We start from the raw sequence: 21,227 nt of genomic DNA on the forward strand, positions 1-21,227 counted from the left end.
TTTTGTCAGGAGGGATAGCGATGAAGAAAGGACGCGTTAGCCAGGTATTAGGACCGGTCGTCGACGTGCGTTTTGAAGACGGTCACTTGCCTGAAATTTATAATGCGATTAAAATTTCACAGCCAGCTGCAAGTGAAAACGAAGTAGGTATTGATTTAACGCTTGAGGTCGCTCTTCATTTAGGTGATGATACAGTCCGTACAATCGCAATGGCATCTACGGATGGTGTTCAGCGCGGTATGGAAGCTGTAGATACAGGAGCGCCAATCTCAGTACCGGTTGGTGATGTAACACTTGGACGTGTATTTAACGTTCTCGGAGAAAATATTGATTTGAATGAGCCGGTTCCTGCGGATGCGAAAAAGGATCCGATTCACAGACAGGCGCCTTCATTCGATCAGCTTTCAACAGAAGTTGAAATTCTTGAAACAGGTATTAAAGTTGTTGATTTGCTTGCTCCTTACATTAAGGGCGGTAAAATCGGATTGTTCGGTGGTGCCGGTGTAGGTAAAACCGTATTAATCCAGGAATTAATCAACAACATCGCACAAGAGCACGGCGGTATCTCTGTATTCGCCGGCGTAGGAGAGCGTACTCGTGAAGGGAACGACCTTTTCTACGAAATGAGTGACTCTGGCGTAATCAACAAAACAGCCATGGTATTCGGACAAATGAACGAGCCGCCGGGCGCACGTATGCGTGTTGCTTTGACAGGCCTTACAATGGCTGAGCACTTCCGTGATGTACAAGGACAGGACGTACTGTTCTTCATCGATAACATTTTCCGTTTCACACAAGCGGGTTCAGAGGTTTCAGCCCTTCTTGGCCGTATGCCTTCAGCGGTTGGTTATCAGCCGACGCTTGCAACTGAGATGGGTCAGCTCCAAGAGCGTATCACGTCTACGAACGTTGGATCAGTTACATCTATCCAGGCGATCTACGTGCCTGCCGATGACTACACTGACCCGGCGCCGGCGACAACGTTCGCTCACTTGGATGCGACAACAAACCTTGAGCGTAAATTAACTGAAATGGGTATTTACCCTGCGGTTGATCCGTTGGCATCTACATCACGCGCCCTTGCTCCTGAAATTGTCGGAGAAGAGCATTATGCAGTTGCGCGTGAAGTACAGTCAACGCTTCAGCGTTACAAAGAGCTTCAAGATATCATTGCGATTCTCGGTATGGATGAATTAGGCGAGGAAGACAAACTTGTCGTTCACCGCGCACGCCGTATCCAGTTCTTCCTTTCTCAGAACTTCCACGTGGCTGAACAGTTCACTGGACAAAAAGGTTCTTACGTGCCTGTAAAAGAGACGGTACAAGGCTTCAAAGAAATCTTAGCCGGTAAATACGACCATCTTCCAGAAGATGCGTTCCGTCTTGTAGGCCGTATCGAAGAAGTTGTTGAGAAAGCAAAAGAAATGGGTGTAGAAGTTTAATCTGGTCCTAGGAGGGTAAAAGCATGAAGACCGTTAAAGTCAATATCGTTACTCCCGACGGCCCAGTATACGATGCGGATATCGAAATGGTGAGTGTGAGAGCCGAAAGCGGCGATCTCGGTATTTTGCCAGGCCATATTCCAACCGTGGCTCCTCTTAAAATCGGCGCTGTCCGTCTGAAAAAAGACGGGCAGACTGAAATGGTTGCCGTCAGCGGCGGATTTGTCGAAGTCCGTCCTGATCAGGTCACCATCCTTGCCCAGGCTGCCGAGACAGCAGAAGGCATCGATAAAGAGCGCGCTGAAGCTGCACGCCAGCGGGCGCAGGAGCGTTTGAATTCTCAATCAGATGATACTGACATTCGTCGGGCTGAGCTTGCGTTACAGCGGGCTTTGAACAGATTGGATGTAGCAGGGAAATAAGAAAAAATCCTTCTCATAAAGAGAAGGATTTTTTTATGAACGCACAAGAGAATCAAACAGCGATAACAGCGGGCGATTCTCTTTTTGGCGCAGGTATAAACCATCACAGGCATTCATTGTATGCCACGATTTGTGATGTCTTCTAAAGCCAAGTGTATAAGCGCCGTCTTTATAGGGATAAGGTTTTACAACCCATTCAGCATCTTCATGGCGGGCAATCACGCAATCTATAAGATAAACACTGATCATTTTCTCGAATTCTTCAATAGGAAGATTCCAATCAGCAAGCAAAAGCTCTTGTATACTTTGAAAATAAAGGTTTTCAAGCTCTTCAAGGCTTTCTCTCGTATAGGTAAGAGAAATGTTAAAAAACTGACACAATTCATTCAGTTCTTCAATCTGTGACTGTCTATAATCATAATAGAATGCAATTGCTTCCCATTCCTGATCAAAAATTGGCAGGTCCTCACCATATTGCTTTTCAGGCTGAAAAAAAGAATGATTCACATTTGCCAGCTCCTTTCCAATAAAGTATACCATGTAAAAGAATCGCACTTTAAGCGGGGATTAGCCCTAGATTTGGCTGATTATTCCGTTCTGTATAAAATGTATCATCTTTATCTGTGCTTCTTATATAATAAGAAAGGGTATGAACGCAGAGAAAGGAGTGTAATAGATGAGTGTATTGGGACAGCAGGCTGCAATCGGCATTGTCGTTCACCTGATTTTTATAGCAGTGACTTGGTGGGCGTTGCAAGCCGTCAATATAGATCCGTTAATCAAAAAAGGCAAAGTCGTGCAGGCAAGACTCCTGATGATTTTGCTGACAATTGCCATTGGAACGGCCGTTGCCAATTTCTTTTTAGATTATCTCAATTATTCACAGCAGCTTCCCTATCTATTTTAATAGGTTTTGACCATCGTCATCATGGGAATGGTTGCAGGAAGCGGGTTGAAGCAATAGCTCGAGTTTTGACGAAGATTTTTACGTATGGCGCCTCTTGCCTCCGGTAAAACTGGGGATAAGGGGGAGAGATGAACATGAAGAAAAAACAAGTAAGCCACGCTATTATCATTTCCGTCATGTTAAGCTTCGTCATTGCTGTTTTCCATACCATTCATGCGAGTGAATTAACGCCGTTAGCACAAATGGCAGAGGGGATGGAACGCCAAGATGTGTCAATAGATAAGTGGACATTGCATGCAAAACAAAACATGTCACTGACCGAAAAAGAATTTTATCAAAAAGTGCAACGTTTAAAATCAGAGTATCGTCAATATGATTGGACGATTGCACAGGAAGATAAAGTCGTAAAGGCAATTGGCACATATACTGACAAAAAAAATCGTACTTCTTTTAGACTGCAGCTTGTCACAACCCTCAAAAAACACAATCCAACTTCGTATTTATTATATGAGCAAATGAGTCTAGAGACACCGGATAGCTGGAATGATACATATGAACAGTTTGAACGGGAGACACTTGGGATATTCCAAGAAAAAGTAGTTATTTTTACTTGTCTAAATGGTCACTTAGATGATAATATGAATATTGTTTTGCAAAAAAAAGCAAATCAGTTATTAAATGAATTTCAAGCAAGATCAGTAGAACATGTAGTTGAGCCAAATTTCGTTTCTATTTCTGCGTTTACAGATGAGTGGGAAGAGTACATTATGACCTCGAAACATAAAATGAATTTGCAAATTGCACTTAGAAGTGCAGGAATGGGCGGAAAACATACCGTTACGGTTGGCACACCAATCGTTACGACTGAATATTAATATAGAGAATTTAGGGACGCGGAGGGGAATACCTTGGAAAAAATCATCGTCCGCGGCGGTCAGAAGTTAAACGGCACAGTCAAAGTTGAAGGCGCTAAAAATGCCGTTTTACCTGTTATCGCTGCATCTTTATTAGCAAGTGAAGAAAAAAGCGTAATTTGTGATGTACCTACGCTCTCCGATGTATATACAATTAACGAAGTGTTGCGTCATTTAGGAGCAGATGTGCATTTTGAAAATAATGAAGTGACTGTAAATGCTTCATACGCTTTGCAAACTGAAGCACCTTTTGAATATGTTCGTAAAATGCGTGCGTCTGTGCTTGTCATGGGGCCGCTTCTTGCGCGTACAGGTCATGCAAGAGTTGCACTTCCGGGCGGATGCGCAATTGGTTCCAGACCGATTGATCAGCATTTAAAAGGTTTTGAAGCAATGGGCGCAAAAATCAAAGTCGGTAATGGCTTCATTGAAGCTGAAGTAAAAGGCCGACTGCAAGGCGCAAAAATTTATCTGGACTTCCCAAGTGTAGGAGCTACAGAGAACCTGATTATGGCAGCCGCTCTAGCTGAAGGAACAACAACGCTGGAAAACGTGGCAAAAGAACCCGAAATCGTTGATTTAGCAAACTATATCAACGGCATGGGCGGAAAAATCCGCGGAGCTGGCACCGGCACCATCAAAATTGAAGGAGTCGAAAAGCTTCACGGCGTAAAACACCATATTATTCCTGACCGTATTGAAGCGGGCACATTTATGGTTGCTGCTGCAATCACTGAAGGAAACGTATTAGTAAAAGGAGCGGTTCCTGAACACCTCACCTCTTTAATTGCAAAAATGGAAGAGATGGGTGTAACAATTAAGGATGAAGGTGAAGGTCTGCGTGTCATCGGCCCGAAAGAACTTAAACCGATTGACATCAAAACAATGCCTCACCCGGGCTTCCCGACTGATATGCAGTCACAAATGATGGCGCTTCTGCTTCGTGCAAGCGGCACAAGCATGATTACAGAAACCGTTTTTGAAAACCGTTTTATGCATGCGGAAGAATTCCGCCGTATGAATGGTGATATCAAGATTGAAGGACGTTCTGTCATCATTAACGGTCCTGTACAGCTTCAGGGAGCTGAAGTTGCAGCGACTGATTTGCGTGCAGGTGCAGCGCTGATTCTTGCGGGGTTAGTGGCTGAAGGTCACACACGTGTTACTGAATTGAAGCACTTAGACCGCGGTTACGTTGATTTCCATCAGAAGCTTGCCGCTCTGGGCGCAGACATCGAACGTGTAAATGATGAGTCTGCTTCTGAGCAAGAGAATAAAGAAGTCGTTTCTGACTTAAATGCATAAACTTACTTGAAAATCAGTATGTCACTCTGGCATACTGGTTTTTTATTTTTTGTGTATTATCATCATTATGCGCAAAATAGCAAAAAAGAATACGTAAATGACAAATAAAGTTTCTGTCCAAAACGAGAGTCATATTAGCTTGTCCCTGCCCATAGACTAGACTAGAGTCGAATCCCGAGCAGGAGGCAGCTGAATATGAAACAATTCGCAATCACACTATCCGTACTATGTGCATTGATTCTCTTGGTTCCCACACTCTTGGTTATGCCATTCCAGCATAATAAGGAAGCGGGGGCCAGCGTAGAATCAGAAAAGACAGCAGTCAGCACGAAACCAGCATCGAAAGGAGCAGAAACATTGAAAGCATCACCTGTTTCTATTCCCGTCTATCGAACCGCAAATCAATCCGTAGAAAACATTCCGCTTGAAGAGTATGTGATTGGAGTCGTCGCCTCCGAAATGCCGGCAACCTTTGAATCTGAAGCACTGAAAGCCCAGGCCCTCGCCGCCAGAACATTTATTGTCAGACTGATGGTGTCAAATTCAGCGGTTGAGGCTCCTAAAGGCTCACTGGTGGATGATACACAGATGTTCCAGGTGTATAAAAACAAAGCGGAGCTGAAAAAACAGTGGGGCACAAGCTATGAGACAAAACTGAAGAAAATCACAGCTGCGGTAGCCAGTACGCAAGGCAAAATCTTAACGTACAACAACCAGCCGATTGAAGCCTCCTTTTTCTCCACAAGCAACGGCTACACAGAGAATGCAGAAGCATATTGGACAAGTGCTATCCCATATCTAAAAAGCGTCAAAAGCCCATGGGATAAAAAGTCTCCGAAATATAAGGCAACGAAAACCTTTACAGCGGCAGAATTTCAGCAAAAGCTTGGCGTCAAGCTGGATGGATCTAGCGCAGTAGGGAAGATTACCGGCGAGACACCGGGCCACCAGGTTGCAACTGCCGTCATTAACGGCAAGACGCTGAAAGGAAGAGACATACGTGAAAAGTTGGGTCTCAACTCCGCCGATTTTGAATGGAAGCGAAATGGAGACACAATTACAGTCACGACGAGAGGATTTGGCCACGGTGTGGGGATGAGCCAATACGGAGCGAATTTTATGGCCAAAGAAGGCAAAACGGTTGATGACATTGTAAAGTACTATTACCAAGGCACACAAATTTCTGAGGCAGATGCGTTTTTGAATAAATATATGGCGAAAAAGTAGAAAAAGACGCTCATTGGGCGTCTTTTTCTGTTCTTGAATGTCTTTTATCTAAGAGCAGCTGAAACGGTTTAGAGGAGCTTCTGACCGTCTTTAAGGATCAGTCCTTTTTTCCTGATTTCAGGCTTTGAGATTGTGGTAAAGTCATCCACATGTGTCGACAGACTTCGACAGACTCATATAACGAAAGCCGAAAGGCGGACAATCTTCTCTTTTCATAGGGGCGTTAGGTGGAAATCACTAATAAAAACATAGGTTTCTATGCAAAAGTAAACAACAGCAATGGGGAAGCCCGCCCTATTTATTTCTCGGTTTTTGTTGATTACGATAGATTATGTTCAGCGTTGAACATCTGCACGCAGAAACAAATTGGTAAAGGGGTACGAACATGAAGAAAAGATTTTCACTGATCATGATGACAGGATTGCTTTTTGGATTAACTTCACCTGCTTTTGCAGCTGAAAAGAAAGAAACGGAGGCTAAAGCGCCGGCGAACGTGGCGGTCTTGCTTGATGCCAGCGGAAGTATGGCGAAAAGAATAGACGGTGTATCTAAATTTAATTCAGCCAAAAAAGAAATTTCAAAGTTTGCGAGCTCACTGCCAGAAGGAACTCAGGTGAAAATGAGCGTGTTTGGCTCTGAAGGAAACAATAAAAATTCCGGAAAAGTTCAGTCATGTGAAGCCATTCGCAACGTATACGGCTTCCAAAGCTTTAACGAGCAAAGCTTCCTCAATTCTCTCAATACAATTGGGCCGACTGGCTGGACGCCAATTGCCAAAGCGCTGAACGAGGCGAAATCTTCTTTTGACCAGCTTGATGCAAAAGGGGAAAAAGTGGTGTATCTGTTGACAGACGGTGAGGAAACGTGCGGAGGAAACCCGATTAAAACAGCAAAGGAACTGCAAAAAGACAATATCACTGTTAATGTGATCGGCTTTGATTATAAAGAGGGATACAAAGGCCAGCTGAACGCAATTGCGAAAGTAGGCGGCGGTGAATACTTCCCGGCTTATACCCAAAAAGATGTTGAGAAAATTTTCACTCAGCAATCACTAATGTTATCTAAATAAGAAAAAAGAGGCTGGTGATGGTCAGCCTCTTTTTGTATGTAACAAAAACTTCAAAACTAATTAGCTGTCTGCCTGTAGCATAGTAGCAGATTTCCGTTTTTCTGTCATAATCAAGGCGAAAAAAGAATGAATGATCACACAAGCTGTTTATGCTTTCTGGGCGGAAATGGCTAAAAATGAACGGCATTTCAAGCGATTTTGGACAGATCGTGAAAGCAGCACAAAAGGCAGCATGTCCTATATCTTTTTGCATTTTCGTATTCTAGCATAAAGAAGAATCCAACATATAGTTGGAAAATATGAAAAAGAAAGGAAGTAATCATATGAAAAAATTGCTGGCTGCCGGTATCATTGGATTGTTGACTGTTTCCATTGCCTCCCCGTCTTTTGCCGCTGAGAAACAGGCTGATACAAATGTAGCTGTTTTGTTTGACGGAAGCGGAAGTATGGTTCAAAAAACAGGAGGAGAGCGCAAAATAGACATTGCCAAAAAATCAGTAAAATCTTTTGCCGAACTTCTTCCGAAGGATACAAATCTTATGCTTCGCGTTTTCGGGCATGCAGGGAATAATAAACTGTCCGGTAAAGCCCTTTCGTGCAGTACGACGGAAACTATTTACGGCCTTCATCCATATGAAGGATCCCTGTTTGACAATTCATTGAGTGAGCTCAAGCCGACTGGATGGACACCGATTGCCAAAGCACTTGCAGACACAAGAAAAGAATTTGAGGCATTTGACGCAGACGGGAAAAACGTGGTGTATTTAATCACTGACGGTGAAGAAACGTGCGGCGGAGACCCTGCGGCAGAAATCGAAAAGCTCCGTGCATCAAATGTGGATACGATTGTAAACATCATTGGCTTCAACTTTGATGTCAAGGGTAATGAAGAGTTGAAACAAGCAGCTGTCGCTGGCGGTGGAGAATATATTTCAGCGAACAGTGCGGATGAGTTCGAACAGGCTTGGGAAAAAGAAGCACAAAAATTTACTGAGTAAGGAACCTAAAGATCAGGCGCTCCCCCAGGCGCCTTTTTTTATTGGTTTAAAAACAGTTTGGGCGGGAATGATACCCTAAAAAGGGGTTGAACATATGAAATTATTCGGAATGATTTTTCTTATAGCAACCGTTGCATTCATATTGCTTGGTGTTCTTCTAAAACTGGCAGCCTTCTTTTTTGTCAGCATTCTCACCTTGATCGCAGCTATTGTGCTGTTTACGGTTCTGAAAAAGAATCAGCATAATCAAACATAGAGTCCTTTATACAGAGGTGTCTCAGCGTGTCGACAAACCCCGCGTTCGTTGTCAATGCACATTGGTGCTCACGTGGTATAAAAGGAACGGCAGCTAAATGCTTAGGCGCCCTGCCTAAACACCGCCGTCATCACATCCTGTGAAAGCCCTTTATACAGAGGGCTCTTTTTTATGTCTCAGAATTCGACAAAATCCGAGGAGTGTGAAAAAATATAAAGGCAGGAACATTGCGGAGGGGAATAGACATTGAACGATAAAGTAACTGCGGTCAGGGATGTATGGCGCTATGAACAAGGGGAAATAAGCAAAGTAGAAGACCGGATGGTGACGGAATTCCCTTTGACAGTGATACTGAATGGCAGTGAATTTGTGACGCTCGTTTGTACGCCTGAGCATATCGAAGAGCTTGTCATCGGATTTCTCGCATCAGAGGGTGTTATACGATTTCAAAAAGAAATTAAAAGGTTTACAATAGATGAAAGTCTCGGTTTTGTATATGTCGACCTCGTTCACCCTGAGACATTGGATCAAAAGGATTATACGAAACGGGTGATCGGCTCATGCTGCGGAAAGGGCCGTCATTTTTATTTTCAGCAGGATGTCAAAACAGCCAAGACGGCTGTCAGCCAAATCAAGATATCGCCTGAGGCATGTCTGGCGCTTATGAAAGACATGCAGCAAGGGAGCGGGACGTTTCAGGATACGGGAGGCGTCCATAATGCGGCGCTTTGCGACACAGAGAAGCTTCTGTTGATGCGCACCGATATCGGTCGGCACAACGCACTTGATAAACTATACGGACACTGCCTTCTAAACGGGATGTCCGTACGCGACAAACTGATTGTGTTCAGCGGCAGAATCTCATCAGAGGTCCTGTTAAAAGCGGCCAAAATCGGCGTGTCGATTGTCATTTCCAAATCGGCCCCGACGGAGCTTGCGATTCAAATGGCTGAAGAATTGAATATCACAGCGATTGGATTTGTCAGAAACGGATCATTTAATGTATATACACACCCTGAGAGAATCAGGGAGTAGGAAGGGGCTGTAGCTATGATTACAGAGTCGCGTCAGATGTTGGATAAAAGAAACAGACCGCTGAGAGACCTTCGCATTTCTGTTACAGACCGCTGCAACTTCCGATGCACGTACTGTATGCCCGCCGAATTATTCGGCCCGGATTATCCTTTTTTAAAGAAAGAGGAGCTGCTTTCATTTGAGGAGCTGGAACGGCTTGCGACATTGTTTGTCACAAGATTTGGCGTTGAAAAAATCCGCTTGACCGGCGGAGAGCCCCTCATGAGAAAGGATATGCCGGAATTAATCAAAAAACTGGCCCGCATACCGGGTATTCGTGACATCGCGATGACGACAAACGGATCACTGCTGCCTGTTTATGCTAAGAGGCTCAAGGAGGCTGGGCTGAAAAGGGTTACGATCAGCCTTGATTCTTTAGAAGACGAGCGTTTTAAGAAGATAAACGGGCGCGGTGTTTCTGTCAGCAAGGTGCTGGAAGGCATTGAAGCGGCGAAGCAAGCGGGGCTCGGTGTTAAAATCAATATGGTCGTTCAAAAGGGCGTCAATGAAAAAGATATACTGCCTATGGCCCGTTATTTTAAAGAAAAAGGGCATATCCTGAGATTCATTGAATTTATGGACGTAGGCAACACCAACCAATGGGAAAAGAAAGACGTCATGACAAAGGCGGAAATCATAGATTTGATCAATAAACACATGCCGGTTGAGCCGATAGCGCCTAATTATATAGGCGAAGTGGCTTCCAGATTCCGCTACTTGGACGGCTCCGGAGAAATTGGCGTCATATCATCTGTATCTGATGCATTCTGCGGATCTTGCAACAGAGCCCGTCTTTCTGCGAGAGGAGAGCTGTTTACCTGCTTATTCGCTTCAAGCGGATTTGACCTCAGAGCTCCGGTTCGCCAGGAATTAAGTGATGACGAACTATCAGAAATGATCGGGACAGTATGGAAAAATCGGATCGATCAGTATTCAGTCGATCGTACGCTATCAAAAGCATCTGGCAAAAAGAAAGTGGAAATGTCTTATATTGGCGGTTAATTTGAAGTCAAAAGCTTATCGGCACTGTCCGGTAAGCTTTTTTATTAGAATCCGAGTGCAAAAAATACGTAGAAAAACCGAAATATATAAGGATAGGCATAAAGAAGGAATCATTGTAAGAAAATTTAATTCCAAAGCCATACATTATGATAAAATATAACCAATTAGAAAATAGAAAGGGTTGGAGGGGCATGGCCGCGTACGAGATCCCGTCATCTCAAGTAGGAGTGAAAATCAATAAGTGGTATAAGCACATTTTAGCATTTCAAGTGGCTGATGCCGTAAAACTGAAAGAAGAAATTGATCTAGATATCGAACAGATGGAAGAGGATCAGCTGCTTCTCCTGTATTATCAGCTGATCAGCTACCGGCACCAAATTATGCTGGATTATGTAAAGCCTGACCTGCACGAGGAATCTCAGCTTCAATATCGTGAATTGATCAAAACGCTGGAAAGCAATCAGGACAGCATCTCCGGATTATCTGAGTATTATTTTCACTTGTTTAGAGGAATGTACGAATTTGAACAGAACAATTACATCTCGGCTATATCCTTTTATCGGAAAGCTGAGAAGATGCTTGCGTTTGTAGAAGATGAAATTGAAAGAGCGGAATTTCATTTTAAAGTGGCGGAAGTCTTTTATATTATGAAGCAGACGCACTTTTCCATGAACCATGCCGTACAGGCGCTGGAGACGTATAAGGCTCACGATTTTTACAGAGTCAGAAGAATTCAATGCCATTTCGTCATATCAGGAAACTACATTGACTACAGAAATTATGAAAAAGCGCTTGAACATTTAGATGACGCGTATCGCCTTGCTTTATTGGAAGGACAGCCCCGTTTGATCGGATCAGCCCTTTATAATATTGGTAATTGCTATGATGACAAGGGGGAGCTGGATCAGGCCGCCGAATACTTTGAAAAAGCGCTTCCTGTCTTCGAGGATTATCAGCTGGAACAGCTTCCAAAAGCGCTCTTCAGCCTGACTCGCGTTCTTTTCAAAAAACAAGATAGCGAAGCCGCGATACGGTACTATGAAAAAGGGATTGCCATTGCCCAAAAACGAAACGACTTCTTCAGTCTGGCAAAATATAAATTTCTGCAGGCATTATATGTGGAATCTGTCAATTTGGATATGATTCAAGAAGTATTTGATTATATGGAAGAAAAGGGCCTGTATGTATATATTGAAGAATTTGCTTTAGATGCTGCCTCTTATTTCAGTCATCGCGAACAATATAAAGAAGCGGTGTATTTTTATGAAAAAGCGGTCAGCATGAGAGAGATGATTCAAAGGAACGATTGTTTATATGAAGTATGAGACAAAACCATCTGCTGGCAGATGGTTTTTTTTTATGCAAAAAAAGGGGAGCATCGGAACGTTTATTTCCGGGGAGAACAGGAAAAATCGCTACAGCACTGTTTTTTGAACAAAAGCCGTTTTGGGATGCATCTGCACGTGAGGGGGAATTCAATGTTTGGTTTTAATGATATGGTGAAGTTTCTGTGGTCTTTCCTCATTGTTTTGCCGCTTGTACAGATTATACATGTTTCAGGGCACAGCTTTATGGCTTTTATTTTTGGCGGAAAAGGATCGTTGGATATAGGCATGGGAAAAACGCTGCTTAAAATTGGACCCATACGGTTCAGAACGATTTATTTTATCGATTCTTTTTGCCGGTACGGGGAGTTGAAAATTGACAATCGATTCTCAAATGCACTCGTGTATGCAGGGGGCTGCTTGTTTAACCTCATCACGATTTTTGCAATCAATCTGCTGATTATACACAGTGTATTAAAGCCGAATGTGTTTTTCTATCAGTTTGTCTATTTTTCTACGTATTATGTGTTTTTTGCCCTGCTGCCGGTCCGATATTCGGAGAAAAAGTCATCAGACGGGCTGGCGATATACAAGGTGCTCCGTTACGGAGAGCGCTACGAAATCGATAAATAACATTAGAATGTTTATTGCCTCTCAGATCGGGAAGGTAACAAGTACACACATAATTGAGAGGGGAGAATTAACATGGGTAACGATAGTGTAAAAGACAAAATGAAGGGCGGCTTTAATAAAGCCAAAGGAGAAGTGAAGGATAAAGTCGGAGATATGGCTGACAGAACGGACATGCAGGCTGAAGGCAAAAAAGATAAGGCGAAAGGCGAAATCCAAAAGGATATCGGGAAAGCCAAGGATAAATTTTCAGATAAAGATTAATCGTACGGAAGAGGCAGGAAACGAAATGTTTCTTGTCTTTTTTTGTTCGATTTTTCTGATGTGAATAAATATAACAAAAAAAGAAGCTGATTTGGTCAAGGTAACTAAATTTTTTAAATATTCTTTGAATTAATAGGCCTCTTCTATATAATAATGACATAAGTTGTAAACTTTTATTACATCATTTGAGAAATCAAACAAAGGGGTTTTGATGACGGAATGTACTGCACCGAAGAAAGTGTCGGAAGCCACGGGAGTGCGAAAAAACAGTTGATATCGACACAAGCGGGGATTCAGTGAAGGCCGGAATTCTTCACTTGTTAAGAGGAACGGTGGCGATCAGCGAAGTGACCGTCCATGATACGGAGTTAATGGCAATAGTCGGGTTCTCGGTATCGTGGAGGGCGGCGCCTCAGACTGGCTTCCATGCCATGCTTCCGGTTGCGGAGCAAAACAACAGGCTGCCATCAGGAATGTAACGTCTGGTTATGACCAATCGATGGTTTAGCACAGCCTTAGCATGGAGGTTCACCCGGGGCAGATTGTTGCTGTATTAGGCCGACTCCGGCTAAACAGGGGGGGCTATTTATTTTAATCAAACGTTTGTTCAAAACGAAAAGGCGGCCAACAGCAGCAGCTTGCAATCACCAGAGCGCTGATGGTAAATCTGAAAAATATTTTACTTAATGAACAATTGGGAGGAATTCAGATTTTAATTGTCGAACTAGTCAGACAAGTTATTATAGAAATTTCCAGAAAAAAAGACATTTCTGTTATCTTAGTCGGGCGCAGTCTGGAAAACGCGTTAATCTGTGCTGACTATCTTTCTGTGATCGACAGGGGAACGGCTGTTACCATGGGAAGGCCTAAAGAAACGGCATGCCGCTTTGAAAGGCATCTTACCGTATGACCCCCATTCTCGAAGAAAGGGAGGTGATGTCCCGCCTGACTGTTCCGCAAATTCGTAGTAGCCGCATCTGCTTTATATGACAAAAGAAGGAGGACTACAGATGAAACTGACACCGGTTGAACAAGAAAAATTGCTCATTTTTGCAGCGGGGGAATTAGCCAAACAGCGAAAGGCGCGGGGCGTTCTGCTGAACTATCCTGAGGCTGCTGCTTATATCACCTGCTTTATTATGGAAGGCGCACGTGATGGGAAGGGAGTAGCAGAGCTGATGGAAGCCGGCCGCCATGTATTAACGGAAAAAGATGTGATGGAGGGTGTCGCTGAGATGCTGGACAGCATTCAGGTGGAGGCCACATTTCCGGATGGTGTAAAGCTTGTTACGGTACATCAGCCAATTTCTGCGGAGGTGAAGTCATGAAGCCGGGAGCATTTCAAATTGCTGAGGGAACCATTACGATTAATGAAGGCCGTGAGATACGGGAGGTAACGGTAAAAAACACCGGATCACGCTCCATTCAAGTCGGTTCGCATTTTCATTTTGCGGAGGCCAACGGGGCTTTATTATTTGACCGTGAGCTGGCGATCGGCATGCGTCTTGATGTTCCATCAGGCACGTCGGTCCGTTTTGAGCCGGGAGAGCAGAAAACGGTCTCACTAGTGGAAATCAGAGGACGCAAGACAATTAGAGGGCTGAACGGAATGGCCGACACGTTTATCGATGAACGCGGCAAAGAAAAAACGTTGGCCAACTTAAAACAAGCCGGCTGGATGGAGGGTGTAATCCGATGAAAATGTCACGGGAGGAATATGCGGAACTGTTTGGCCCGACAACGGGCGATAAAATCAGATTGGGCGACACGGATTTATGGATCGAAGTCGAAAAGGATTTCACAGTATACGGTGAAGAAATGATCTTTGGCGGCGGAAAAACTATCCGAGACGGCATGGGCCAAAACGGCAGAATCACAGGGAAGGACGGCGCTTTGGATTTGGTTATCACCAACGTCGTGCTATTGGATTACACAGGCATTATCAAAGCGGATGTCGGTGTGAAAGACGGCCGGATTGTTGGTGTCGGAAAAAGCGGAAATCCTGATATCATGGATGGAGTCGATCCGCACATGGTCATCGGAGCGGGTACAGAGGTGATTTCCGGTGAAGGCAAAATTTTAACAGCCGGGGGAGTGGACACGCACATTCATTTTATTTGTCCTCAGCAGATGGAAGTTGCGCTTTCTTCAGGTGTGACGACCCTTTTGGGAGGCGGAACTGGACCCGCGACAGGCAGCAAAGCGACAACTTGTACATCCGGCGCGTGGTATATGGCGAGGATGCTGGAAGCGGCCGAGGAGTTTCCGATCAATGTCGGCTTCTTAGGGAAAGGGAATGCATCCGATAAAGCGCCGCTGATCGAGCAGGTGGAAGCAGGCGCCATCGGCCTTAAGCTCCATGAAGACTGGGGCACGACGCCAAGCGCCATTAAAACGTGTATGGAAGTCGTGGACGAGGCTGATATTCAAGTTGCCATCCATACCGATACGATTAACGAAGCGGGCTTTTTGGAAAACACGCTCGACGCAATCGGGGATCGGGTCATTCATACTTATCACATTGAAGGTGCAGGCGGCGGCCATGCCCCGGATATTATGAAGCTCGCCTCTTACGCGAACATTCTGCCGTCATCTACAACGCCAACCATTCCTTATACCGTTAATACGATGGATGAGCATCTTGACATGATGATGGTCTGCCACCATTTAGATGCGAAAGTGCCTGAAGATGTGGCGTTCAGCCATTCCAGAATCAGGGCTGCGACGATTGCCGCGGAGGATATTCTCCATGATATCGGTGCGATCAGCATGACATCATCGGATTCCCAAGCGATGGGGCGGGTCGGTGAAGTGATCATCCGAACATGGCAGGTAGCCGATAAAATGAAAAAACAGCGCGGCGCTCTTGCCGGCGAAAACGGAAATGACAATGTGCGCGCAAAACGGTACATTGCCAAATACACGATTAATCCGGCAATTACGCACGGGCTCAGCCATGAAGTCGGCTCGGTGGAAAAAGAGAAGCTTGCTGATCTCGTTCTGTGGGACCCGGTATTTTTCGGCGTAAAACCGGAACTGGTCTTAAAGGGCGGCATGATTGCACGTGCGCAAATGGGAGATCCGAACGCGTCCATCCCGACTCCTGAACCGGTTTTCATGCGCCAAATGTATGCGTCTTACGGAAAAGCCAACCGCTCAACCTCGATTACATTTATGTCTCAGGCAAGCATAGAGCGTGGTGTGGCGGAAAGCTTAGGGCTGGAAAAAAGGATTTCTCCAGTCAAAAATATCAGAAAGCTGAGCAAGCTGGATATGAAGCTGAATTCGGCTTTGCCGAAGATTGAGATTGATCCAAAAACCTATCAGGTCTTTGCTGACGGGGAGGAATTGTCTTGCCAGCCTGTCGATTATGTCCCCCTTGGACAAAGATATTTCTTATTCTGATAAGACGCGGCCGGAGTGCATCCGGCCGTTCTATTGACTAAAAACGGTGCACAAAACAAGTGTATTTAGTGTATATTAGATGTTGACAAACGAATCAAATGTAACTATTATAGTTACAACGGTGGTGAAAAAACATGATTAACAGCCGTCTTGCTGTTGCCATTCATATTTTATCCCTCATCTCGATGGATGAAAAAACATCTTCAGAAATCATTGCAGACAGTGTCAACACGAATCCGGTAGTTGTGCGAAGAATGATCAGCCTGCTGAAAAAAGCTGATATTCTCACATCACGCGCCGGGGTGCCGGGTGCAAGCCTCAAAAAAGATCCTGCTGATATTTCTCTTTTAGAAGTGTACCGGGCTGTCCAAAAGCAAGAAGAACTCTTTGCGGTTCATGAAAACCCGAATCCGAAATGTCCGGTAGGGAAAAAAATTCAGAACGCTCTGGATGAAACGTTTGAAAGTGTGCAAAGAGCGATGGAAAATGAACTGGCGAGCAAGTCATTAAAAGATGTTATGAATCATCTCTTTTAATCAAAAGGGATGACTTCTCACCGTTAACATGTAACTGAAATTGTTACAAATAAGGAGGAAATGAAAAATGAAAATTGGTATTATAGGCGCAAGCGGGAAAGCGGGAAACGAGATTTTGAAAGAAGCGAAAACAAGAGGCCATGAAGTGACAGCCATCGTCAGAAACGCTTCAAAAGTGCAGGGGCAGGACGTAGCGGTTTTGGAAAAAGATGTGTTTGAACTGACTGCGGAAGACATCAAGCCTTTCGACGCAGTCGTAAACGCTTTTGGAGCAGCACCCGGCCAAGAACATCTTCATGTTGAAGCAGGAAGAGCACTCATCAACATCTTAAAGGACGCGAAGCACACAAGATTGCTTGTTGTTGGCGGAGCGGGAAGCCTGTTTGTTGATGAAGCCAAAACAACCCGTTTAATGGATACGCCGGAATTTCCGAAAGAATATTTGCCAACCGCATCAAATCAAGGCGAGAACCTGAAAGATTTGCAGCAGACAGACTCCATTTCCTGGACGTTCCTCAGTCCTGCGGCATTTTTTGATCCAGCAGGAAAACGGACTGGCTCTTACCAAAAAGGAAAAGACAATGTCATCGTAAATGCAAAAGGCGACAGCTATATCAGCTATGCAGATTATGCCATTGCCGTGTTGGACGAGCTTGAACATCCCGAACACAAAAATGAACGCTTCACAGTGGTAAGCGAAGCGGAATAATAAAAAACCCGGAGCCAGCTCCGGGTTTTTCTCATTAATAAGTGCTGTACGTATCGCTGAAAAGGCCGTCAGCAATCCCAAGCATTAAAAAGATGAAGAAGGCGATAATCGCAAGAATGGATACAGCAATGCTTACGATCAAATAAATCCCTTGCATCTTTACGAATTTCGCGTAATTCTCCAGCATTAAGTCTTCAGACTGTCCGCTATTGTGTTCAGCCATTTGGCCTGCTTCCCTAGCTGACCTCATCAAAAAGATACCGGAAATAATTTGCAGTACGCCTGGCACGGCACCGATTAGAAAAATGAACGCGCCTGAAAGCGCGGTAATTGCGCCCATAATAATAAATAAAATGCCTGTAGCTTTTCCCCATTTCGAAATGCTGATGAGGGTTTTGTTCATTGTTTCAGGATTCATGTATACTGGCTCCCCTTTACAAAAAAATACTCACTTTTCTTTTATACACTATTTGTGAGAAGTTTTGTATATAGAAAATAACATTTTGGGGATTGACCCTAACGTTGCGTGATTGTTTACGATAAAAAAGAGGAGGTGTTATGTATGAAATATCAAGTTAAACAAGTGGCGGAGATATCAGGCGTTAGCATTCGGACGCTTCATCACTATGACAATATTGGGCTTCTGAATCCTTCAGCGCTTACTGATGCTGGGTATCGTTTGTACAGTGACGCAGACCTGGAAAGACTGCAACAGATTTTATTTTTCAAGGAAATCGGGTTTCGTTTGGATGAAATTAAAGAGATGCTGGATCATCCGAATTTTGACCGGAAAGCGGCACTTCAGTCGCAAAAGGAGATATTGATGAAGAAAAAACAAAGAATGGATGAGATGATTCAAACAATTGACAGGACGCTTTTGTCCGTTGATGGAGGGGAAACGATGAATAAGAGAGATTTATTTGCCGGATTAAGCATGAAAGACATTGAAGAGCACCAGCAGACATACGCTGATGAAGTCAGAAAGCTGTATGGAAAGGAAATCGCAGAAGAAACAGAGAAAAGGACATCTGCATACTCGGCAGATGATTGGCGCTCGATCATGGCTGAATTTGATTCGATTTACAGACGAATTGCGGCGCGAATGAAGCATGGGCCCGATGATGCAGAGGTTCAGGCCGCAGTGGGGGCATTTCGCGATCATATTTGCCAATATCATTACGATTGCACACTCGACATTTTCAGAGGACTCGGGGAAGTGTATATCACTGACGAGCGATTTACCGATTCAATCAATCAATATGGAGAAGGTCTTGCCGCTTTTTTGCGGGAGGCGATCATCATTTACTGTGACCATCAGGAAAACCCCCGGCCGTAAAGGCTGGGGGTTTTCGCATCTTATAAGATCGGCGACAACAGCCGCGAGACGGATTCTTTTATTCGAATCCACAACGGGCGCTGCAGATACTCCTCATAGGTGAATTTTCTGGATACTAGCAAATCTTCTTTAAAAGTTGAAACCAGTTTTTTAGCAATGGTGATATCGTAAATAAATGCATTAACCTCAAAATTCAGCCTGAAGCTTCGGACATCAATGTTCGCTGTGCCGACTGAAGCGATTTCGTCATCCACCACGATGGTTTTCGCGTGAATAAAGCCGTTATCGTAAATATAGACAGTGGCTCCGGCTTTCAGCAGATCGCCGATATACGAAAGTGTCGCCCAGTATACAAAGGCGTGATCGGGCTTGTTCGGAATCATAATGTTAACGTCAATGCCCGAAAGGCAAGCGATCCTTAAAGCATCCAGCAGGCTTGCATCTGGGATAAAATAAGGTGTTTGTATCAAAATGGAACGCTTGGCGTTCGAAATCATTTTGATGTAGCCATTTTTAATTTGTTCCCATTCCGAATCAGGGCCGCTTGTGACAATCTGCATCCCGACGTTGCCTTTTGGGCCGTAATCAGGAAAGTGATTTGGAATATATGTCAGCGTATGGTGATGAGAAGCTTGGTTCCAGTCAAGGATGAATCGTGTTTGGATGGCGTGCACGGCCGTTCCTTGCAGTCGGATATGCGTATCCCGCCAATAACCGAATTTCGGATTAAGCCCTAGATACTCATCTCCGACGTTAAAGCCTCCGACATAACCGGTCATTCCGTCTATGATCACAAGCTTTCGATGGTTTCGGTAATTCAGCCGCAGGTTAATCGGCCTGAGCTTTGACGGGAAAAAGACCTCCACATGCCCGCCAGCCTCGCGAAGCTCTTTAAAAAACTTTTTTCTCAGCGTTCTGGACCCGAGTTCATCATAAAGCACTCTGACCTGAACACCTTCTTTTGCCTTTTGGATGAGAGCGTCCCGCAATTTTTTGCCTAATTCATCGCCTTTATAAATATAATACTGTAAATGGATATGATCCTTAGCCTTTGAAATGTCACTCAGCAGCCGCTGAAATTTATCCCGTCCATCTGTAATGACGTCAACTGAATTATCCTCTGTAAACACAGCATGGTTATTCATAATCAGCATATAAATTAAATCTTTGTTATCAAAGGTTGCCCGGTTGTTAAACTGGAATTGCTTGGTTTCTAAATCTTCAAGCTGATGCTTCAGCAGCCTTTCAATTCCAATCTTTTTCCGGTCTTCCCATTGAAACAAATGCTTGCGTCTGAGATTATGGCCGAATAATAAGTATAAAATAAAGCCTAAAACGGGAATAAAGAAAAGAACAAGCAGCCACGCCCAAGATGCACTGGCATCGCGCCGTTCTTTGAAGATGACAATGATGGCCAAAAGAATATTTAAAATGAAAAAAAGTGATAAAAGGATGGAAGAAATACTCACTTTGTAACCCCGCTCATTCATATTTATCAAGAAGATTGCCATTAGTATTCCATGAATAACAGTGATCTGATTCCCATTACAAATTATAACACTCACATTTTAAAAGAATAAAGAGCGGCGATCCAGATTCTTCGTGAAAAATACGGGCAGATTTCTTTAAAACCAGCTTGCACCTGCGTTAAAATAAACACATATGTAACGTTCGTGAAGCTTGAAACATCAAATAAAGGGGGAGGATTATATGAACTTTTACAGAGTCGAACAAATGCCGGGGTTCATCAAAACAGAAATGCAAAAAATTCAAAAGGCCGTACAGCCTTTCATGAAAAAAACCGTCATTTACCGTTTTCTTGCTATTCCGCTTGCTGCGTTCTCTCTCTTTAATTTAGCTGCTTTTCTATTTCATGCTTCAGCTGACAGGGAGTCCCTGATCAGCGCAGGCATATTCGCCATTTTGGCGGCGCTCGGGCTCGCATTTTTTAAAGAGGCAGGCTATCAGCATAAACAAATCCAAAAAACGGTTCACATCTATATGCTGAACAGGATCAAAAAGAGCGAAATCCTTTCAGAAGAGCGGAAAAGCTCCTACGCACGACAAATAAAGGAAGAGCCTTTTGCGATGCGGAGTTTTGTTGAATTTTTGACTGAGGAAGACAGACGCAAAAAAATGTATTAAAGAAGAGATGCACCCGGATTTCTGGGATTTTCCAGACGATCCGGGTGTGTTTTTTTGCATGCAGACACCCGAAATAAAAAGTGCGGTTTCGGATTGATTCCGACTTCATCCGTTTTTTTGATATTCATTTCTGGGTAACAGCGTTGCTTTGTTGATTTCCACTACTAGAGATGTCTATTGTATGCTTGCTTCAGGATTTGGTGTTTACGCCGGCCTGCTTTGAATAGTCAAATAAAATAGGCATGGTTCCGTTTATATGGA

26 protein-coding genes and 2 pseudogenes are annotated in these 21,227 nt (G+C 44.0%); 24 read left to right on the plus strand and 4 right to left on the minus strand.

Features of this window, described 5'->3' with window-relative positions; all coding sequences use genetic code 11:
* The first annotated feature begins 20 nt into the window (after positions 1–20).
* The gene (gene atpD, locus BGM23_RS03230; RefSeq protein WP_003227686.1) at positions 21–1,442 is read left to right on the plus strand and encodes a F0F1 ATP synthase subunit beta; all 1,422 of its coding nucleotides are present in this window, start codon (positions 21–23) and stop codon (positions 1,440–1,442) included.
* A gap of 23 nt (positions 1,443–1,465) precedes the next feature.
* Positions 1,466–1,864, plus strand: a complete 399-nt coding sequence (locus BGM23_RS03235; protein WP_014478254.1) for a F0F1 ATP synthase subunit epsilon — start codon at positions 1,466–1,468, stop codon at positions 1,862–1,864.
* 33 nt (positions 1,865–1,897) lie between these two features.
* Here BGM23_RS03235 and BGM23_RS03240 read toward each other — a convergent pair whose 3' ends face one another.
* Positions 1,898–2,371, minus strand: a complete 474-nt coding sequence (locus BGM23_RS03240) for a hypothetical protein (RefSeq protein WP_032678717.1) — start codon at positions 2,369–2,371, stop codon at positions 1,898–1,900.
* A 169-nt stretch (positions 2,372–2,540) separates the two neighbouring features.
* Here BGM23_RS03240 and BGM23_RS03245 point away from each other — a divergent pair, with 169 nt between their 5' ends.
* The 20 genes and pseudogenes from BGM23_RS03245 (at position 2,541) to BGM23_RS03340 (ending at position 17,485) form a co-directional block, all read left to right on the plus strand.
* On the plus strand, positions 2,541–2,771 hold the full coding sequence (locus tag BGM23_RS03245) for a DUF1146 family protein (RefSeq protein WP_003227691.1): 231 nt from the start codon (positions 2,541–2,543) through the stop codon (positions 2,769–2,771).
* A 134-nt stretch (positions 2,772–2,905) separates the two neighbouring features.
* On the plus strand, positions 2,906–3,646 hold the full coding sequence (locus tag BGM23_RS03250) for a YwmB family TATA-box binding protein (RefSeq protein ID WP_019712590.1): 741 nt from the start codon (positions 2,906–2,908) through the stop codon (positions 3,644–3,646).
* Positions 3,647–3,679: 33 nt separating this feature from the next.
* The gene (gene murA, locus BGM23_RS03255) at positions 3,680–4,990 is read left to right on the plus strand and encodes a UDP-N-acetylglucosamine 1-carboxyvinyltransferase (protein WP_029726057.1); all 1,311 of its coding nucleotides are present in this window, start codon (positions 3,680–3,682) and stop codon (positions 4,988–4,990) included.
* Between the two features lie 195 nt (positions 4,991–5,185).
* On the plus strand, positions 5,186–6,217 hold the full coding sequence (gene spoIID, locus BGM23_RS03260; protein WP_029726056.1) for a stage II sporulation protein D: 1,032 nt from the start codon (positions 5,186–5,188) through the stop codon (positions 6,215–6,217).
* A gap of 385 nt (positions 6,218–6,602) precedes the next feature.
* The gene (locus tag BGM23_RS03265) at positions 6,603–7,286 is read left to right on the plus strand and encodes a vWA domain-containing protein (protein ID WP_024571497.1); all 684 of its coding nucleotides are present in this window, start codon (positions 6,603–6,605) and stop codon (positions 7,284–7,286) included.
* Between the two features lie 130 nt (positions 7,287–7,416).
* The gene (locus tag BGM23_RS21725; RefSeq protein ID WP_003227702.1) at positions 7,417–7,557 is read left to right on the plus strand and encodes a hypothetical protein; all 141 of its coding nucleotides are present in this window, start codon (positions 7,417–7,419) and stop codon (positions 7,555–7,557) included.
* Positions 7,558–7,609: 52 nt separating this feature from the next.
* Positions 7,610–8,284, plus strand: a complete 675-nt coding sequence (locus BGM23_RS03275) for a vWA domain-containing protein (protein WP_029726055.1) — start codon at positions 7,610–7,612, stop codon at positions 8,282–8,284.
* 94 nt (positions 8,285–8,378) lie between these two features.
* On the plus strand, positions 8,379–8,540 hold the full coding sequence (locus tag BGM23_RS03280; protein ID WP_003227706.1) for a hypothetical protein: 162 nt from the start codon (positions 8,379–8,381) through the stop codon (positions 8,538–8,540).
* A 246-nt stretch (positions 8,541–8,786) separates the two neighbouring features.
* Positions 8,787–9,575 (plus strand): formate dehydrogenase accessory sulfurtransferase FdhD, encoded by a 789-nt coding sequence (gene fdhD / locus BGM23_RS03285; protein ID WP_003227709.1) that lies wholly within the window; start codon positions 8,787–8,789, stop codon positions 9,573–9,575.
* Positions 9,576–9,590: 15 nt separating this feature from the next.
* On the plus strand, positions 9,591–10,616 hold the full coding sequence (gene moaA, locus BGM23_RS03290; protein WP_003243488.1) for a GTP 3',8-cyclase MoaA: 1,026 nt from the start codon (positions 9,591–9,593) through the stop codon (positions 10,614–10,616).
* 191 nt (positions 10,617–10,807) lie between these two features.
* The gene (rapB, locus tag BGM23_RS03295) at positions 10,808–11,941 is read left to right on the plus strand and encodes a response regulator aspartate phosphatase RapB (protein ID WP_015251020.1); all 1,134 of its coding nucleotides are present in this window, start codon (positions 10,808–10,810) and stop codon (positions 11,939–11,941) included.
* 153 nt (positions 11,942–12,094) lie between these two features.
* On the plus strand, positions 12,095–12,574 hold the full coding sequence (locus tag BGM23_RS03300) for a hypothetical protein (RefSeq protein ID WP_003244390.1): 480 nt from the start codon (positions 12,095–12,097) through the stop codon (positions 12,572–12,574).
* Between the two features lie 72 nt (positions 12,575–12,646).
* Positions 12,647–12,835, plus strand: coding sequence for a stress response protein CsbD (gene csbD / locus BGM23_RS03305; protein ID WP_003227718.1), 189 nt, complete (start codon positions 12,647–12,649; stop codon positions 12,833–12,835).
* 211 nt (positions 12,836–13,046) lie between these two features.
* Positions 13,047–13,215, plus strand: a pseudogene (locus tag BGM23_RS22330) (urea ABC transporter substrate-binding protein); the annotation flags it as partial.
* A gap of 278 nt (positions 13,216–13,493) precedes the next feature.
* Positions 13,494–13,654 (plus strand): annotated as a pseudogene (locus BGM23_RS21730) (hypothetical protein).
* Between the two features lie 191 nt (positions 13,655–13,845).
* A complete protein-coding gene (gene ureA / locus BGM23_RS03320; protein WP_033884912.1) occupies positions 13,846–14,163 on the plus strand; it encodes an urease subunit gamma in 318 nt (105 codons plus the stop codon).
* Complete coding sequence (gene ureB / locus BGM23_RS03325; RefSeq protein WP_003227726.1) at positions 14,160–14,534, plus strand: urease subunit beta; 375 nt, start codon at positions 14,160–14,162, stop codon at positions 14,532–14,534. Before ureA ends, ureB begins: the two co-directional genes overlap by 4 nt.
* Positions 14,531–16,240, plus strand: coding sequence for an urease subunit alpha (gene ureC, locus BGM23_RS03330; protein ID WP_046663993.1), 1,710 nt, complete (start codon positions 14,531–14,533; stop codon positions 16,238–16,240). Before ureB ends, ureC begins: the two co-directional genes overlap by 4 nt.
* Before the next feature lie 134 nt (positions 16,241–16,374).
* The gene (locus BGM23_RS03335) at positions 16,375–16,776 is read left to right on the plus strand and encodes an Rrf2 family transcriptional regulator (protein WP_003227734.1); all 402 of its coding nucleotides are present in this window, start codon (positions 16,375–16,377) and stop codon (positions 16,774–16,776) included.
* A 67-nt stretch (positions 16,777–16,843) separates the two neighbouring features.
* Positions 16,844–17,485: an NAD(P)-dependent oxidoreductase gene (locus BGM23_RS03340; RefSeq protein ID WP_029726052.1), complete on the plus strand. Its 642-nt coding sequence runs from the start codon at positions 16,844–16,846 to the stop codon at positions 17,483–17,485.
* 34 nt (positions 17,486–17,519) lie between these two features.
* On the opposite strand, the gene BGM23_RS03345 is transcribed toward BGM23_RS03340, so the two are convergent.
* The gene (locus tag BGM23_RS03345) at positions 17,520–17,903 is read right to left on the minus strand and encodes a DUF5362 family protein (RefSeq protein WP_014478231.1); all 384 of its coding nucleotides are present in this window, start codon (positions 17,901–17,903) and stop codon (positions 17,520–17,522) included.
* Between the two features lie 144 nt (positions 17,904–18,047).
* Between BGM23_RS03345 and mta the strand changes: the two genes are divergently transcribed.
* A complete protein-coding gene (mta, locus tag BGM23_RS03350) occupies positions 18,048–18,821 on the plus strand; it encodes a transcriptional activator Mta (RefSeq protein WP_029726051.1) in 774 nt (257 codons plus the stop codon).
* A 20-nt stretch (positions 18,822–18,841) separates the two neighbouring features.
* On the opposite strand, the gene cls is transcribed toward mta, so the two are convergent.
* Positions 18,842–20,290, minus strand: a complete 1,449-nt coding sequence (cls, locus tag BGM23_RS03355) for a cardiolipin synthase (protein WP_003243311.1) — start codon at positions 20,288–20,290, stop codon at positions 18,842–18,844.
* Between the two features lie 241 nt (positions 20,291–20,531).
* Here cls and BGM23_RS03360 point away from each other — a divergent pair, with 241 nt between their 5' ends.
* Positions 20,532–20,966: a YwnF family protein gene (locus BGM23_RS03360; RefSeq protein ID WP_015251026.1), complete on the plus strand. Its 435-nt coding sequence runs from the start codon at positions 20,532–20,534 to the stop codon at positions 20,964–20,966.
* Here BGM23_RS03360 and BGM23_RS21735 read toward each other — a convergent pair.
* Positions 20,963–21,094, minus strand: coding sequence for a hypothetical protein (locus BGM23_RS21735; protein WP_032678712.1), 132 nt, complete (start codon positions 21,092–21,094; stop codon positions 20,963–20,965). The two genes, BGM23_RS03360 and BGM23_RS21735, sit on opposite strands and share 4 nt — an antisense overlap.
* Between the last annotated feature and the right edge of the window lie 133 nt (positions 21,095–21,227).

This window comes from Bacillus sp. FJAT-14266, from assembly GCF_001719225.1.
GTDB classification, from domain to species: Bacteria; Bacillota; Bacilli; order Bacillales; family Bacillaceae; genus Bacillus; species Bacillus subtilis.